The following is a 15,588-nucleotide window of genomic DNA, read 5'->3' as shown; positions in this document are numbered from 1 at the left end:
CCTGCTTTCCTCTTGCGCGCGTACGTGGTCATCAGCGGTGATCCGGCACTTCGTAGGACGGGAAGAGCCGGGCCATCTCCCGGTGGAACCCGGGGAAGGTCTTCTTCACACAGGACGGGTCGTCGAGGGCCAGCGGTATCCGTGCGGCCATCCCCAGGACCGAGAACGCCATGGCGATCCGGTGGTCGCGGTGGCAGGCGATGCGGGCCGGGCGCAGCAGGCCGGGGTGGACGGTGACCGAGTCCTCCGTCTCGTCCACCCGGACGCCGCAGGCGCGCAGGTTCTGCGTCACCGCCGCTATGCGGTCCGACTCCTTGTAGCGGGCGTGCCGTACACCGCCGATGGTCAGGGGCCCGTCGGCGAGCGGGGCGATGGCGGCGAGGGTCATGAAGGTGTCGGAGATGTCCCCCATGCCGAGGGTGAGACCGCCGCGCAGCCGTCCGGTGCCGGTCACGGTGACGTCCCGGTCCGACACCTCCACCTGGGCGCCCAGCTGCCGCAGGGTGTCCACGAACCGCAGGTCGCCCTGGAGGCTGCGCCGGCACAGGCCGGGGACGGTGACCCGGTGCCCGGTCGCCGCGGCGGCGGCGAAGACGTAACTGGCGGTGGAGGCGTCGGGTTCGATGACGAGGGCGGCGGGCCGGTATCCGCCCGGCCGCACCTCGACCACCCCGGTGCCGGACTCCTGGACGTCGGCGCCGAAGCGCCGCATCAGGGACAGCGTCATGTCCAGGTAGGGGCGGCTGACGGAACCGCTCAGGTCGGCCCGGACCGGGCGCCGCATCAGGGGGGCGCTCATCAGCAGGCCGCTGAGGAACTGGCTGCTCATGGAGGAGTCCACCCGCAGCTCGCCGCCCTCCAGTCCGGTGGCCCGTACGGTCAGCGGGAGGCGTCCCGGGGCCGGGGTCTCCAGCTCGGCGCCGAGCGCGGTCATGGCCTTCATCAGCGGACTCAACGGGCGGGCCCGGAGCTGTTCTGAGCCGTCGAAGGTGAAGGTGCCCTCGCCCGCCGCGCTGAACGGGGGCAGGAAGCGGGCCGCCGTACCGGCGTCCGCGCACCACACCTCGCCCGTCCCGACGGGGCCGCGGCCGTGGCCGGTGACGTCCCAGAACTGGTCGCCGGGGCTGTTCTCGACGTGTACGCCGAGGTTCCCCAGGGCCGCCCGGAAGGCGAGGGTGTCGTGGCTGACCAGCGGGGCCCACAGGGTGCTGGTGCCCTTCGCGGCGGCGGCCAGCAGCAGGGCTCTGGTGGTGATGCTCTTGGAGCCGGGGATGCGCGCGGTCAGCGGGCGCAGCCGGGATGCCTGCGTCGTCATCGGCCGGCCGCCTTCTCCATGGCGGTCTCCACCTCGGCGGCGATCGCCTCGGGGGTGAAGCCGAACTCGCGGAAGAGCAGTGCGCCGTCGGCCGAGGCCCCGAACCGCTCCAGGGACATCACGCGTCCCGCCTCGCCCGCGATGCGGTCCCAGCCGAGGCCGACGCCGGCCTCGACCGTCACCCGTACGCGGATGCCGGGAGGCAGCACCAGGTCCCGGTAGGAGCGGTCCTGCTCCATGAACCACTCCAGGCAGGGCATCGACACCACCCGGGCCGCGACGCCGCGCCGCTCCAGCAGCTCCTGGGCGGCGACCGCCAGGGACACCTCCGAACCGGTGGCCACGAGCAGCGCCTGCGGAACCCCGCCCTCGGCCTCGCGGAAGACGTAACCACCGCGCGGGACGAGGTCGTTGGGCGGGTAGACGGGCAGGTTCTGCCGGGACAGCACGATCCCGTGCGGGGCGGGGTCGGTGCTGTGCCGGCGGACGATCTCCGCCCAGGCCGCCGCCGTCTCGTTGGCATCGGCGGGGCGTACGACGTTCAGTCCGGGGATGGCCCGCAGGGAGGCCAGCTGTTCGACCGGCTGGTGGGTGGGGCCGTCCTCGCCGAGGCCGATCGAGTCGTGGGTCCACACATAGGTGACCGGGAGCCGCATCAGCGCGGCGAGCCGTACGGCGGGGCGCATGTAGTCGGAGAAGACCAGGAAGGTGCCGCCGTAGATACGGGTCGCGCCGTGCAGCGCCACCCCGTTCATCACGGAAGCCATGGCGTGTTCCCGGATGCCGAAGTGCACGGTGCGCCCGTACGGGTCGGCCTGCGGGAGGGCGTTGCCCAGCGGCAGGAAGGAGGAGGAGCTGTCGATGGTGGTGTTGTTGGAGCCGGCCAGGTCGGCGGAGCCGCCCCACAGCTCGGGCAGCAGCGGCCCCAGCGCGGCGAGTACGGTGCCCGAGGCCTTGCGGGTGGCCACCGAGGTGCCGGGTTCGAAGGTGGGGAGCTTGTTCTCCCACCCGGTCGGCGGCTGCCCCTGGGTGATCCGGTCGTGCTCGGCGGCCCGGCGGGGGTGGGCGTCACGCCACCCGGCCAGTCTCCCGGCCCAGGCGGTGTGGGCGGCGCGGCCACGGACCAGGGCGGTCCGGGTGTGCGCGAGCACCTCGTCCGGTACGTGGAAGGAGCGGGCCGGGTCGAGGCCGAGGATCTCCTTGGTGGCCGCGACCTCGTCCGCGCCGAGGGCGGCTCCGTGCGCGGCGGCGGTGCCCTTGGCCTGGGGCGCGGGCCAGGCGATGACCGAGCGCGCGGCGATCAGGGTGGGCCGGTCGCGTACCTCCTTGGCGGCGAGGAACGCCTCGCGCAGGGCGCGGGGGTCGAGGTCGCCGTCGGGCTTCGGCTCCACCCGCTGCACATGCCAGCCGTACGAGGCGTACCGCTGCAGGACGTCCTCGGAGAACGCGGTGCTGGTGTCCCCCTCGATCGAGATGTGGTTGTCGTCGTAGAGCACGACGAGGTTGCCCAGCTTCTGGTGCCCGGCCAGCGAGGAGGCTTCGGCGCACACGCCCTCCTGGAGGTCGCCGTCGCCCGCGATGACCCAGACCGTGTGGTCGAAGGGGGAGGTGCCGGTGGCGGCCTCGGGGTCGTAGAGCCCCCGCTCGTAGCGGGCGGCCATGGCCATGCCCACCGCGTTGGCGATGCCCTGTCCCAGCGGCCCGGTGGTGGTCTCCACCCCGGGGGTGTGCCCGCGCTCGGGGTGGCCGGGGGTGAGGCTGCCGTGCCGGCGGAAGGCCTTGAGGTCGTCCAGGGTCAGCGGGTAGCCCGCCAGCATCAGCTGCACGTACAGCAGCAGGCTGGCGTGCCCGGCCGAGAGGACGAAGCGGTCCCGCCCCTCCCAGCCGGGGTCGGCGGGGTCGTGGCGCATGACCTTCTGGAAGAGGACGTACGCGGCCGGGGCGAGGCTCATCGCGGTTCCGGGGTGTCCGTGCCCGGCGTGCTGCACGGCGTCCATGGCCAGGGTGCGAGCGGTGTCGACGGCCAGCTCGTCGAGCGCGCTCCATTCCTGTGCGCTCCATTCCTGTGCGCTCCGGTCCTGCGCGCTCCATTCCTGCGCGCTCCGGTCCTGAGCGCTCCGGTCCTTGGTGCGCTGTGCCGGCTGATCCGGTGCGGTCTGCGGTGGTGACTGCATGAGGTCGTCCCTACGGAGTTCGGCGGTCCGGGAGAACCGCGGGGCTGGTCGGGAGGTGCTGCCCGGGGCAGCGCGGTCGAGACGTGCGGGCGTGCGGGTGTGCGGGCGGGCGCACATGAGCAGGCGCGTGGGGGGGCGGCGGGTTCGGGGTGGGCCCCTGTCCGGGGCCGGTCCTCGTGGTGGGGTCCGGCGTGCCGTGCGCCGGACGGGACCGGCGGCGGGGCGGCCCGCGGCGGGGCCGGGCCGTGGCTCGGCTACCGTTCCAACTTATGGGGCAGCGGGTGGGCGCCCAAGCCGGAGGTCGATAACTAGCGCACCCTGTGCGGAAGTTGCCGTGCGGGGTCGCCGAGCATGGTGACGGCGTGGGCCGCCGAGGCGAGCGTGACGTGCCGGTGCCAGCCGGTGAAGGAACGCCCGGTGAAGTCCCGGATGCCCACCCGGTCGGCCACCACCGCGGCGTCCCGGGCCGCGCGGGCCGTGAGCTGTCGCAGCCTGGCCAGGTATTCCATGGGGACGGTGGTGAGGTTGGACAGCCACAGTTCGGCCGGCCAGCGGCTGCCGTAGTCGCCCGTGCCCAGGAGCACCAGCTGCCGGTGCTCGGAACCCCGTGGGTATGCAGGGAGTTCGACGCGGACGGCGGCGGCGAGGGGCATGCCCTGCACCCTGCCCGGCAGCGGGCGCCCGTGCGGGACCGGACGCCGCATGTTGCCGGCCATGGCCATGATCCGGTGCGCGGGGAGCGGGCTCTGCTCCCGCCCGCCCATGACCCGGTCGACCACGGTGAGCAGGGTGTCCTCGCCCACCCTCGCCATGAGCGGCGCGTGGCTGGTGGCGAGCGTCTCCAGGAGCGGTTCGGGCGCCTCGTCCAGGTCGAAGACGACGGGCCGCACCGGCAGCCCCCAGCCCAGCTGGGTCTCCCGGGACGCCTCGACCGCGCAGCCGTGCAGGCTCTCCGCGCTCGCCCCCTCCGGGACCGCCGCCTGACTGCGCCGGGCGTCGTCGGTGTGCCACGAGGAGGGGAGGTACAGGCGCCAGTTGACCGGTACGCTCGCGGACTCCGACGCGGCCCAGACGCCGACGGCCCGCTGTGCGTTCAGGGTCTGGCCGAGCGCCGGGGAGAAGTGCTGGCCCACCCCCACGGAGTTCTGGCCGGCCTTGGGGATGGTCATGGGTCTCACCACCCAGGCCCGGGTCGGCAGGGCGTCGTCCACGGCTTCGGCCAAGGCCCGGCGTATGGGGACCCAGTCCCAGGTGGAGTCGCAGATGAAGTGGTGCAGGTTCTGCTCGGAAGCCTGGGTTCCGAGCAGTTTGGCGATGTTGCGGATCGACTTGCGCCCCTGGACGGTCAGCAGACCGTCCAGGTACTGGAGGCCCTTGCGGCGCTGGTCGCTGCGGGGCAGCGAGGCCAGGACCCTGGAGGACAGCTCGGCGAGGGTGAGGTCACGGGAAGCGGAAGGAGCCTGGGCCTGGGCCGGCAGAGCGTGGCCGGTACGGACAGCGGCCGGGTAGTGGTCAATCATGGGGCTTCCTCACTGTTGCCCGGGGGCGTGGCCCCGGAGGGATCGACGACAAGACGGCACGGTGTCCGGCTGAGCGGCACCTCGGCTGCGCGAGGTCCCGCTCGGCGACGGGCCACCTCGTACGGGGTGTTCGGGCCCCTCTACGGGGTGTTCGGGCCCCGCAGCCGGCGGTAGAGGTAGGCGGCGGAGGCCAGCGTCATGTGGTGGTGCCAGCCCGGGAAGGAACGGCCCTCGAAGTCCAGGAGACCCAGCTCGGTCTGCACGTCCCGGACCACGACGTCGGTCAGGACGGTGCGGTGGGCGAGCCCGCGCACGGTGGTGGGCGGGGCGTCGCGCAGCGAGGTGATCCAGAACCGGGAGGGCCGTTTCGGCGCGGCGGCGACCTCCGCCACGAGCCGGTGGGGCTGGTGCCCGGCCGGTGCCGGGGGGCCGGGCGGGAGGAGGCGTACCGCGGCCGAGAACATCTGCGCCCGCCCCGGCAGCGCGGAGGCCGTCCGCCGGCAGTGCGCCGCGACCAGGGCCGCCGCGTCGCCGCGGGGCGCGGTGGATGAGGAGGGGACGGTCCCGCGGGGGGACACCGGGACGAGCGGCTGCCCGGGCTCCACCTCCAGGACGAAGTCGCGCCGCCGGCGGGTGAGTTGTGAGACCACCTGGCGGACGCCCGGGGCGAAGTCACGGCCGAGCACCACGGGCGCGGACCCGGCCACCCCCGCGGCGGCGAACTGCTCCACCATCTCCAGTACGAGGGCCCAGGCGGGGCGGGGCGTCACCGTGTCCGGGATCCGGACCCGGCGGCGGCGCTCGGGGTCCTCGCACCAGGCGTCGTCGAGGAGGAGACGCCAGCCGACCGGGACGCTGTGTCCGGCTCCGGTGAGGAACAGTCCGATGCCGACCTGGCAGTTCACCCGCCGGCCGGTACCCGGGACGATGCCCTCGCGCACCCCCACGGAGTGGTTTCCGCGCTTGCGCAGCAGCACCGGCTTGGCCGTCCAGACGGCGTCGGGCAGCAGTTCGGCGGCGATCTTGGCCAGCTCCACCCGCGCGGGCGTCCACTGCCAGGGGCTGGCGCTGATGAACTGCTGAAGGGCCTGCGGCGCACTGTCGGGCAGGTCCAGCCTCCGGGCCATCCGCCGTACGGTCTTGCGACCGGGCGTGGCGAGCAGTCCCCTGAGATAGGCGTCCGCCCAGCGGCGCTGATCGCTGCGGGGCAGATACCCGAAGACCCGCTCCCCGTAGGCGGTCAGGCCCTCCGGCCCCTCGCGCCGCGCGCTCTCCGGTGCGTCGAGGATCGCTGTGGCCCCTGCAGACATGGCTGGCTCCTTGAAGGCTCCCGGCCGGCGCTGGCTGCCGGCGACACCAAAAACATAACCATCATTCTCATTCTTTTGAAGAGTGAGGATGCCTTCCGGGTGCAAGTTCGTCAACTCGGCGTTGTGAACGGCGGATGACGCGGGGAGCGTAGGGAGTTGATCAGTGAACGAGAAGCGGGAGGCCACGGTGACATCGGACGGAGCGGGAAGGAGGCCGGCGAAACAGCAGGAGAGATCCCTGCTGACGCGCGGCACCCTGCTGGACGCCACCGCACGGGAGATCGACCGGCACGGCCACGGCAGCATCGCCATGCACCGCATCGCCCGCGAGGCCGGCGTCACGACCGGGGCGCTGACCTTCCACTTCCCCACGAAGGGACAGCTCCTCACCGAGCTCAGGGAGCTCGGCCTCGCCCGGATCGAGGAGCGGGTGAACGAGGCGGTCGAGCTCCCCGCGGCCCCCCTGCGCCGGGCCCACCTCCTGCTGCTCGCCCTGCTCGAACTGCTGCACCGCGACGTCGCGGTGCGCGCGGCCGTACGGCTCTCCGGAGAGCTCCCGGAGGGCGGGGGCTGGCCGGATTCCTGGCTCCGGCCGGTGCGGCAGATGCTCCGGAGCGCGGACGAGGAAGGGAAGCTGCGGGCGGGCGTCACCCCGGAGGCGGTGACGGAGATGGCCCTGCGCCTGGCCGCCGGGACGGAGGTGCGCGCCCGGGGCCGCGATCCGGAGCCCGGCGCCGCCGAGGCCGGCGGAGAGTACGTCGCCCAGTTCTGCGATCTGCTCCTGTACGGCATCTCGGCCCACCGCCCACCGGAGCCGGACCACACCCCCCGGTAGGGCCCCGGACTCCCCCGGCCCTGACGCCCGCCAGACCCCTGACACCCGCTAGCAAAAATACATAAGGACCATTATTCTTTTCTTGTACGGGGGGCCATCCGCGAGGGCGGCCCCTGGGGGGTCAGAAGCAATCCATGGGGAGTGGGAGCTCGCATGACGAGGGACACAGGCTTGCTGCGCGACAAGGTCATCATGATCACGGGGGCGTCCAGCGGGATCGGGGCGGCGGCCGGGCACGTGTTCGCCACCGAGGGCGCGACCGTGGTGCTCATGGCGCGGCGCGGGGAGCGGCTGCGCGAACTGGCCGACCGGATCGTCGCGAGCGGGGGCCGCGCGATGGCGACCGTGGGGGACGTGACCCAGGAGGGCGAGGTCGAGCGGGTCGTCACCGAGGCGGTGTCACGCTTCGGCCGGCTGGACGGGGCGTTCAACAATGCCGGATACGCGGCGTCCGGCAGCCTGCTGCACGAGACGGACGGCGCGGCCTTCGAACAGATCATGGCCGTGAACGTCCGGGGCGTGTGGAACTGCATGCGCCACCAGATCCCCGCCATGCTCCGCTCCGACCGCCCCGCCGCGATCGTGAACACCTCCAGCGTGGCCGGGGTGCTGGCCACCGGCACCTCCGCCGCCTATGTGGCGGCCAAACACGCGGTCCTGGGGCTGACACGGGCGGCCGCGGCCGAGTACGGAGGGCGCGGGATCCGCGTGAACGCCCTGGTGGTGGGCAGCACGCGCACCGAGATGATGGACCAGGTACTGAAGGAGACCCCCGCGCTGGAGGAGCAGTTCGTCGGGCGCTCCATGCAGCGCCGGATGGCCGAACCGGAGGAGATCGCGCGCAACGCCGCCTGGCTCTGCAGCGATCAGGCCTCCTTCGTCACGGGGGTCGCGATGCCGGTGGACGGCGGCTGGACCGCCGGCTGACACCAGGTGGCCCGCCCACGGCGACGGCGGCCCGCCCCTTTGCGGGGCGGGCCGCCGTCGCCGTATCAGCGCGTGCCGGTGAGGCGGGACACGGAGGCCTACCGCGGGAACGGGATGACCTCACCACCGGCCGCGAGAGCGCCGGCCCCGGAACCCGCCTTCCGGGTGAGCCGCACCGTGGCGGTGAAGCACTCGACGCCGTTCTGCCACAGCGAGACGACCGTACGGTGGTGGCCCCGCGGGTCCGGGTCCACCGGTCGCGCCTCGATCCGGCACGGAGCGTCGAGCTCGACGTAGCGGACGAAGGAGGTCTCCATGCCCAGCACGGACTGCGGGTGGCCGGCGGGAAGCATCAGGGCGGCCTGGCGCGCGGCCTCCAGGAGGAGCAGGCCCGGGGCGTGGTCGAGGGGGTGGTCGAAGAAGAGGGGGTGCGCGGTGTCCACCCGCAGCCACCACCGGCCGAGGCCGGCCGCGGGACTGAGGACGACGTCGCGGAGCCGGGTGCGCGCCAGGGCGGACGACGCGATCGGCGCGATGGGGGCGGCGGGCAGGGCGGTGACGGATTCCGGGGTGCCCCGCCCCGCCCGCAGGCGCTGGTAGACGGCCGGGGACTGTACGGTCAGGCGCGTGTCGCACTCGGCGAGCAACACCCCTTCCCGGACCACCGATATGGACAGGGTCAGCGCCGCCGCCCGGCCGCCCCGGCGGGTCGACTCCCGGCAGGAGACGTGGAGTTCGACCGCTCTGCCGTGGTCTCTGGGGGCCAGGGCCGCGGGGGTCAGCTCGTAGCCGAAGGTGTCCCAGAGCAGGTGGTGGCCGAGGGGGACGTCGTAGGCGCTGTGGCACAGCAGGGGGAAGGCCTGCCGCACCGTCTCGGTGAGGAGCAGCGGGTCGAGCGCCGTGCGCCCGGTCGCGTAGAACTCGTGCACCTCGGGCCAGTGGGCCGAGACGACGAACCCGTCGCCCCCGTCGGGCCGCAGACCGGTCAGGAGCACCGAGCCGGGGCGGGCCTTGTGGACGAGCTCCCCCGCGACGAACGCGACGGGCGGGGCAAGGGTGGCGGTGGCGGTGCTGAGCATACGGATACTCCCCCGGTAGAGAGGTGCGAGAGGTATGGACACAGAGCGCACGGGACACTGGTGGGGCGCACCAGCCTGGACGGCTGGGGCCCTGAGAGATAAAATAAGGATGATTCTTTTTTTTGTCCAGACTTTGCTGATGAAAGGAGCCGGAACATGGAACGTCAGATGCAGGACCGTGCGGTGCGCACGCGGGAGATGCTGCTGCGCGCGGCGGCGGAGGAGTTCGACGCGTCCGGGTACGCGGGAACGGGCCTCAACAAGATCGCCAAGCGGGCCGGGCTGACGGTGGGCGCTCTCTACTTCCACTTCGAGTCGAAGGAGGGCATCGCCCGGGCGGTCATGATGGCCCAGCCCGAGAGCATCGAGCCGCACCTCGACACCCAGGGGCTGCAGCGCATCGTGGACATCACCCGGGTCTGGTCGCACCAGCTCCTGCAGGACCCGCTGCTGCGCGCCGGTGTGCGGCTCTCGGTGGAGCAGGGGAGCTTCGGCGTCCACGACATCACGCCCTACCTCCAGTGGCGGGACGTCATGGAGCAGTGCCTGTGCGACGCCCGGGACAGCGGGGAACTGCTGCCGGGGATCGACCCGGGGCGGGTGGCGGAGTTCGTCGTCAGCGCGTGCACCGGCGTCCAGCTGTACGCGCAGCTGGTGAACGGCCGGGAGGACCTGCCGGAGCGCACGGTGGAGATGTGGCGGCTGCTGCTCCCGGGGATCGCCACACCGGGGACCCTGCCCCGTATCGATCTCAGCCCGCACCGCGACAGGTCCTGAGCCGGCCGGCTCGCGTACGGCCCGCCGGCTCAGGACCTGTCGCGTCAACGCCCGGCGACCGGCTCCGGCAGCTCCAGCAGCTCCGGTGCCTCCCGGCTCCAGGGGAAGCCACGGTGCAGCTGGAGGGCGGACGGTACGCCGGTGTCCGCGAGGAGGGCCACGGCCGCCAGCACTCCGCGCTCGGGTTCGAGCTCCACGAACCGCCAGGGCAGCTCCCCTTCGGACTCGGGCGGCCGGAACGCCAGGACCCCTCGCTCCTCGTGCAGGGTGAAGGAGAAGCTGTCGAAGGGGAGCCCGAGGCCCAGCCCCCGGGCCTTCGCGTACGCCTCCTTGAGCGTCCACAGCCGCAGGGTCCGGCAGTCCCGGGGGCGGCCCGGCGCGGCGCGCGCCACCCAGTCGCGCTCGTCCCGCGCGAAGGTCTCGATGATCGCGTCGAGGCCCTGCTCACCGCGGTCGACCCGCTCCACGTCCACCCCGATCCGGTGACTGCGCACCACGCCGAGCAGGTTGTGGCCCTCGGCGTGGGACAGGTTGAAGTCCAGCTCCTGTCCGCCGCGCGGCAGTCCGACGGAGGGCCGCTGGAGGAACGGCCGCCCCCGCTCGGAGCGCCAGATCACGGCTTCCGCCTCGGGCAGACCGCTCTCCAGTGCGAGGACCCGCCGGACGAGGGCATGGGCGACCAGGTACTGCCGCCGGTCCTGTTCGAACAGGAAGCGGCTCGCGGTCTCCTGCTCCTCGTCGTCGAGCCAGTGCCGGGCCAGGGTGGCGGCCAGTGCGTGGTCGAGCTCGTCGTTGGAGCAGTACCAGAGCTTGATGGGTTCATGGGCGCCGCCGGGCAGCGGCAGCAGCACCGGGGCGGCGGGGCCGGACGCCGGGGGGCCTGGCGCCGAGGGGCCGGCTCCGGGACCGGGTGCCTCGCGCCGTTCCGCGAGGAGCCACACGGCCTGCTCGCGCTCCAGCAGCCCGGCCTTGAATCGGGTGAGTATCTCGCGTTCGTCCATGGTGGTCGTCCGTTCACGCCCGGTGAGGCAGCCGCGTGAGCGCCTCGTCCACGGAAAGGCGGTCCGCGCGCACCGCGTCGAGGAGCGCGCCCAGTGCTTCGTCGGCCGCCCGGTCGTCGGTGGCGGGCGGTGTGTCCGCCGTGGCGACCCGCGCGACATGAGCGGCCATCGCGGCGAGGCCGGGGCGGTCGAGCAGGGTGACGGCGGGCTCGTTCATGCCGTACGCGTCGTTGACGGCGGCGACGAACTTCGCCCCGCGGATGGAGTCGACGCCCAGCAGGTTGAAGGGGGCCGCGGGGTCCAGGGCCGTCGGCTCACAGCCCAGGATCCCGGCCAGGCACTCCCGTAGGAACCCGAGGATCTCCTGTACGGGTGGCGTGGCGGGGGTGACAGGGGCCCCGGTTGCGCGGGCCACGTGTCCGGCGAAGGCCGGCAGCGTCGGGTGGACGAACAGGGAGGTGGGATCGAGGCCGGTCCCGTAACGGGCGTTGACCGCGGAGACGAACTGCGTGGCCGCCACCGATCCGACGCCCGCCGAGCGGAACGTCAGTCCGGGGTCCAGCTGCTCGGGCCGCACCTTCAGCACGCCGGCGAGCAGGGCCAGGAGCTCGGCCACCACCGTGGCCGGTGCCGCGCCGGACGCCGCGGCGAGGGTCTGGTGTTCAGGGGACATACGAGGGCTCCAAAGTGTCCGTGCGGGGTACGTCGGCGGCTCCCGGGCCCGGCCGTGCCGCCGGGCCCGGGAGCGCGGCCGGTCAGCCGACGCGTGCGGCGGTCAGGCCCTCCAGGAGGGCGGCGATGACCCCGGGGCCGTTCTGGGTCAGCACGGATTCGGCGTGGAACTGCATGGAGGCGAAGCCGTCGGCGTGCAGACCGTGCACCTCGCCCGTCTCCGGATCGCGGCTGATCCGTACGGGCCCGTACGCGGGATGGTCGAACCCGTCCTCCTCGGCGTGGGCGGCGAAGGTGTTGTAGAAGCCCACCCGCGCGCGCCCGCCGAACCAGTCGATCTCATGCTGCACGCCCTGATTGGGGACCGGCCTGCGGTGCAGCGGCAGGCCCAGGACGGTGCTGAGCACCTGGTGGCTCAGGCAGACGGCCAGGAAGGGCCGGCGCTCCGCGAGCAGTCCGGTGACGGTGCCCCGCAGATGGGCGATCTTGGCGTGCTCCGTCTCGCGCGGATCGCCCGGCCCGGGGCCCAGGATCACCAGGTCATGGGCGGTCACGTCGTACGGCTCGTCGAAGCGCCGCACCGTCACCTCGCAGCCCAGGGAGCGCACCTGGTGGGCGATCATCTGGGTGAAGGTGTCCTCCGCGTCCACCACCAGGACCTTCTGCCCCGCCAAGGGCTGCTCCTGCCCGTAGTGGCCGCCCGGTTCGCACAGCCAGAAGTCGGCGATCCCCTCGTTCCGCCGGTCGAGCGCCGTACGGACGGCGGGATGGGCGCCGAAGCGGACGGGCTCGGGTTCACCGAGCGCCGCGAGCAGTCCCGCGGCCTTGACCCGGGTCTCCTGCACCTCCGACCAGGGGTCCGAGTGACGCACCAGGGTCGCGCCCGTCCCGATGCTCATCCGCCCCGTGGCGTCGATGTCGGCGGTACGGATGAGGATCGCGGAGTCGAGGGTGCGGCCCCCGGCGGCGTCGCGGCCGATGAGCGCGGCGACCCCGCTGTAGTAGCCGCGTCCGACGGGCTCGTAGCGGCGGATCACCTTGGCCGCGCTCTCCAGCGGGGAGCCGGTCACGGTCGGGGCGAACAGCGTCTCGCGGAGGATGTCCCGGACGTCCCGGTCGGTCGCGCCCTCGATGAAGTACTCAGTGTGGGCCAGGCGCGCCATCTCCTTGAGGTAGGGCCCCACCAGCCGGGCGCCCGACGGGCAGACCCGCCCCATCATCTTCAGCTCCTCGTCGACGACCATGTAGAGCTCGTCGGTCTCCTTCCGGTCGCCGAGGAACTGCAGGACGCCGTCCAGGGAGGGGCCGTCGGCGGGGTAGCGGTAGGTGCCGCTGATGGGGTTCATGACCGCCACGCCGCCGTGCACGCTGATGTGCCGCTCGGGCGAGGCGCCGACGAACGTCCGCCCGCCCGTGTGCACGAGGAACGTCCAGTACGCACCGGACTCGCGCTCCAGCAGCCGCCGGAAGACGGACAGGGCCACCTGCCGTGAGAAGTCGGGCAGTTGGGCGACGAAGGAGCGCTTGATGACGAAGTTGGCCCCCTCCCCGGTGCCGATCTCGTCGTCGATGACCCGGCGCACGATGTCCGCGTACTCCTCGTCGGGCACGTCGAACCGGCCGTCGACGAACGTGACCGGTCCGCCCGGCAGCCGGGACAGCGTCGCGCCGAGGGGCGCCGTGGCCTGTTCCCGTACGGCCATGGCGAGCAGCGACTCACCGTCGTCGCGGGCCTGGTAGCCGCGCTCGGTGATCTGCCCGTACGGGATCATGACCAGCAGGTCGTGTCCCGCACCGGGCGCCGGTTCCGCCGCGACCGGCAGGTCCTTGAGGGCGGCGACCTCGGTCACCTCGCCGAGGAGGATCTCCAGGGTGTCGGCGCCGGCCTGCTCCGGCCGGTGCAGCAGGGCGAAGTCGGCGGCACCTCCGTCGAGGACGCGCGCGAGGAGGTCGGGAGTTCCGTTCACTGATGCCATGGTGTTCCCCGTGGGGTGAGATGGTGCGGACTGCGGTTTCACCGGCCGGCTCCGGGCGCGCCGAGGTCACCGGCTCGGCCGGGTTCGCCGAGTGCGCCGAGTGCGGTCTTGGTGGTGAGCACCCGGCCGGCGCGCCGTGCGACGTAGTTCAGGGCGAGGCGGTGGTCCTCGGCCGAGAAGTCGGCCACGGCGTCGGCGACCAGGAAGGGCTGGATGTCGTGGGTGTAGGCGTCCACGGCGGTCATCAGGACGCCGATGTGGGCGTACACACCACAGATGATCAGCTGGTCCCGCCGGTGGTGGCGCATGCGCTCCAGCAGGTCGGACTTGTGGAAGGCGCTGTACCGCCACTTGGTGAACTCCCAGTCGCCCGGACGGGGTTCGAGGCCGTGGACGACACTGCGGTCCTCCGGGGCGGGGTCCATCCCCGGCCCCCAGAAGTCGAGAAGCAGACCGCGCTGCCGCGGGGTCATGCCGCCGGGCTGGGCGGTGTAGGCGACGGGGATGCCCAGCTCGGCGCAGCGGTCCCTGAGAAGGGTGGCGTTGGCGACGAGGGCACCGCCGGGTTCGCCGGTGCGGGGGAAGGGCCTGAGGAAGAACTCCTGCATGTCGTGCAGGAGCAGCACGGCCCGGTCCGGGTCGGGCACCCAGCTCACGGTGTTGTCGGGGAGGTCCCCTTCCGCGGGCATGGGGTAGGGCTCGACGGGCGGTATGTGAGGCATGGTCGGTCGCGTCCTTCTGCGTGATGAATGGTGACGAAGTGGCCGGGGAGGGCAGGGCTATCCGCGCCAGGCGGAGACGACCTCGACCGCCTGCTGCGGGTTGAGCCGCGGGTCGCAGAAGCTCAGGTACTTCTCACCCAGCCGCCCCAGCTCGGCCTCGTCGCGCACGCACTCGACGACGGCCTCCGGAGTGGTCTCCAGGTGCAGCCCGGCGGCCACCCCGCCGTTCCCCGTCACCGCCTCCTGGAAGTTCACGACCTCCTGGACCACGGTCCGCACCAGGCGGGTCTTGGTCCCGTCCGGGCCGCTGACCGTGTTGCCGTGCATGGGGTCCGACAGCCACAGCACCGGGTGGCCCGCTTCGTGGACCGCCTTGACCAGGGCGGGAAGGGTACGGGCCGCGTGGTCCGCGCCCATCCGCGAGATGAGGGTGAGCCGGCCCGGCTGCCGCTCCGCGTCGAGGCGGTCGCACAGGGCCAGCAGCTCGTCCGGCGTCATCGTGGGCCCCACCTTGACCGCGACCGGGTTGGAAACGGCGGCGAGCAGCGCGATGTGCGGGCCGTCGAGCTGCCGGGTGCGCTCCCCCACCCACGGCCAGTGCGTCGAGGTGAGGAGCAGCGAGCCGTCCAGCTCCCTTCGCAGCTGGGGCACTTCGTAGTCGAGCAGCAGCGTCTCGTGGCTCGTGAACACCGGTGCGTCGAGGTCCGTCCTGCACTCGGTGCCCCGCCAGCCCAGGAAGTGCATGATGTCGCTGGCGGCGCGGTACCCGGTCAGCAGGTTCCGGGGGTCGGGGCGGCGCAGCTCGGCGTCGGGCTCCGGGCGGTTCACCATGTGGCCCCGGTAGACGGGGAGTTCGCGCCCGTCGACCATCTCGACGGACGCCGAGCGGGGCTTGGCGTACTGCCCGGCGATCCGGCCGACCCGCAGCACCGGCAGGCCGGAGGCCAGACGCATCGTCCCGGCGAGGACGTCGAGCAGCGCGCTTTTGCGCCGGACGTCCGCGTGAGTCGCCTCCGCGGGGTCCTCCGCGCAGTCGCCGGCCTGAACGATCTGGACCCGGCCCGCCGCGGCTTCCCTGAGCAGGGAGCGCAGCCGCTGTGCGGCCTCGGCGTCCACCAGGGCGGGCATCCGGCCCAGGTCCGTGCGGACCGCTTCGAGATCCGGATGGCCCTCCCAGTCGGGCTGCTGACGTGCGGGCATGGAACGGAGGTGAGTGACTATGTCGATCATTGAGTTCCCTCGAATTGGCCGGACCCGGTGGGCCGGCTGTCGACAGACCT

13 protein-coding genes are annotated in these 15,588 nt (G+C 72.9%); 3 read left to right on the top strand and 10 right to left on the bottom strand.

Translation table 11 applies throughout. From position 1 onward, the window contains the following. Positions 1–31: 31 nt before the first annotated feature. The 4 genes from aroA to ACQP09_RS25840 all read right to left on the bottom strand — a co-directional run bounded on the left by aroA (position 32) and on the right by ACQP09_RS25840 (position 6,319). Positions 32–1,315: a 3-phosphoshikimate 1-carboxyvinyltransferase gene (aroA, locus tag ACQP09_RS25855; RefSeq protein WP_433403651.1), complete on the bottom strand. Its 1,284-nt coding sequence runs from the start codon at positions 1,313–1,315 to the stop codon at positions 32–34. After that, on the bottom strand, positions 1,312–3,489 hold the full coding sequence (gene tkt / locus ACQP09_RS25850; RefSeq protein ID WP_433403649.1) for a transketolase: 2,178 nt from the start codon (positions 3,487–3,489) through the stop codon (positions 1,312–1,314). Before tkt ends, aroA begins: the two co-directional genes overlap by 4 nt. Before the next feature lie 308 nt (positions 3,490–3,797). Further along, positions 3,798–5,009 carry an IS701 family transposase gene (locus ACQP09_RS25845; RefSeq protein ID WP_433403647.1) on the bottom strand — a complete coding sequence of 404 codons (1,212 nt, stop codon included), beginning with the start codon at positions 5,007–5,009 and terminating at the stop codon, positions 3,798–3,800. A gap of 140 nt (positions 5,010–5,149) precedes the next feature. Beyond that, entirely contained in the window at positions 5,150–6,319 is a 1,170-nt protein-coding gene (locus ACQP09_RS25840) for an IS701 family transposase (RefSeq protein ID WP_433403644.1), read from the bottom strand. Positions 6,320–6,482: 163 nt separating this feature from the next. Here ACQP09_RS25840 and ACQP09_RS25835 point away from each other — a divergent pair, with 163 nt between their 5' ends. Further along, positions 6,483–7,154 (top strand): TetR family transcriptional regulator, encoded by a 672-nt coding sequence (locus ACQP09_RS25835; protein WP_433403642.1) that lies wholly within the window; start codon positions 6,483–6,485, stop codon positions 7,152–7,154. 153 nt (positions 7,155–7,307) lie between these two features. Continuing rightward, positions 7,308–8,081 carry an SDR family NAD(P)-dependent oxidoreductase gene (locus tag ACQP09_RS25830; protein WP_433403639.1) on the top strand — a complete coding sequence of 258 codons (774 nt, stop codon included), beginning with the start codon at positions 7,308–7,310 and terminating at the stop codon, positions 8,079–8,081. Positions 8,082–8,179: 98 nt separating this feature from the next. Here ACQP09_RS25830 and ACQP09_RS25825 read toward each other — a convergent pair whose 3' ends face one another. Then, a complete protein-coding gene (locus ACQP09_RS25825) occupies positions 8,180–9,160 on the bottom strand; it encodes a ScbA/BarX family gamma-butyrolactone biosynthesis protein (RefSeq protein WP_433403636.1) in 981 nt (326 codons plus the stop codon). Positions 9,161–9,316: 156 nt separating this feature from the next. Here ACQP09_RS25825 and ACQP09_RS25820 point away from each other — a divergent pair, with 156 nt between their 5' ends. Continuing rightward, the gene (locus ACQP09_RS25820; RefSeq protein ID WP_433403633.1) at positions 9,317–9,937 is read left to right on the top strand and encodes a ScbR family autoregulator-binding transcription factor; all 621 of its coding nucleotides are present in this window, start codon (positions 9,317–9,319) and stop codon (positions 9,935–9,937) included. A 44-nt stretch (positions 9,938–9,981) separates the two neighbouring features. On the opposite strand, the gene ACQP09_RS25815 is transcribed toward ACQP09_RS25820, so the two are convergent. The 5 genes from ACQP09_RS25815 to ACQP09_RS25795 all read right to left on the bottom strand — a co-directional run bounded on the left by ACQP09_RS25815 (position 9,982) and on the right by ACQP09_RS25795 (position 15,538). Further along, positions 9,982–10,938, bottom strand: coding sequence for a 4'-phosphopantetheinyl transferase family protein (locus ACQP09_RS25815; protein WP_433403631.1), 957 nt, complete (start codon positions 10,936–10,938; stop codon positions 9,982–9,984). A 13-nt stretch (positions 10,939–10,951) separates the two neighbouring features. Further along, on the bottom strand, positions 10,952–11,611 hold the full coding sequence (locus tag ACQP09_RS25810; protein WP_433403628.1) for an acyl carrier protein: 660 nt from the start codon (positions 11,609–11,611) through the stop codon (positions 10,952–10,954). A gap of 82 nt (positions 11,612–11,693) precedes the next feature. Next, positions 11,694–13,586, bottom strand: a complete 1,893-nt coding sequence (locus ACQP09_RS25805) for an anthranilate synthase family protein (protein ID WP_433403625.1) — start codon at positions 13,584–13,586, stop codon at positions 11,694–11,696. Between the two features lie 38 nt (positions 13,587–13,624). Continuing rightward, on the bottom strand, positions 13,625–14,308 hold the full coding sequence (locus ACQP09_RS25800) for an isochorismatase family protein (protein ID WP_433403622.1): 684 nt from the start codon (positions 14,306–14,308) through the stop codon (positions 13,625–13,627). Between the two features lie 57 nt (positions 14,309–14,365). Continuing rightward, on the bottom strand, positions 14,366–15,538 hold the full coding sequence (locus ACQP09_RS25795; RefSeq protein WP_433403619.1) for a 3-deoxy-7-phosphoheptulonate synthase: 1,173 nt from the start codon (positions 15,536–15,538) through the stop codon (positions 14,366–14,368). Positions 15,539–15,588 lie beyond the last annotated feature (50 nt).

Origin of the sequence: Streptomyces sp. CA-146814, from assembly GCF_050942385.1 — a bacterium.
In the GTDB taxonomy this organism is placed as follows: domain Bacteria; phylum Actinomycetota; class Actinomycetes; order Streptomycetales; family Streptomycetaceae; genus Streptomyces.
The sequence above is the reverse complement of the archived record's forward strand: the minus strand, read 5'-3'. Positions and strand labels throughout refer to the sequence as shown.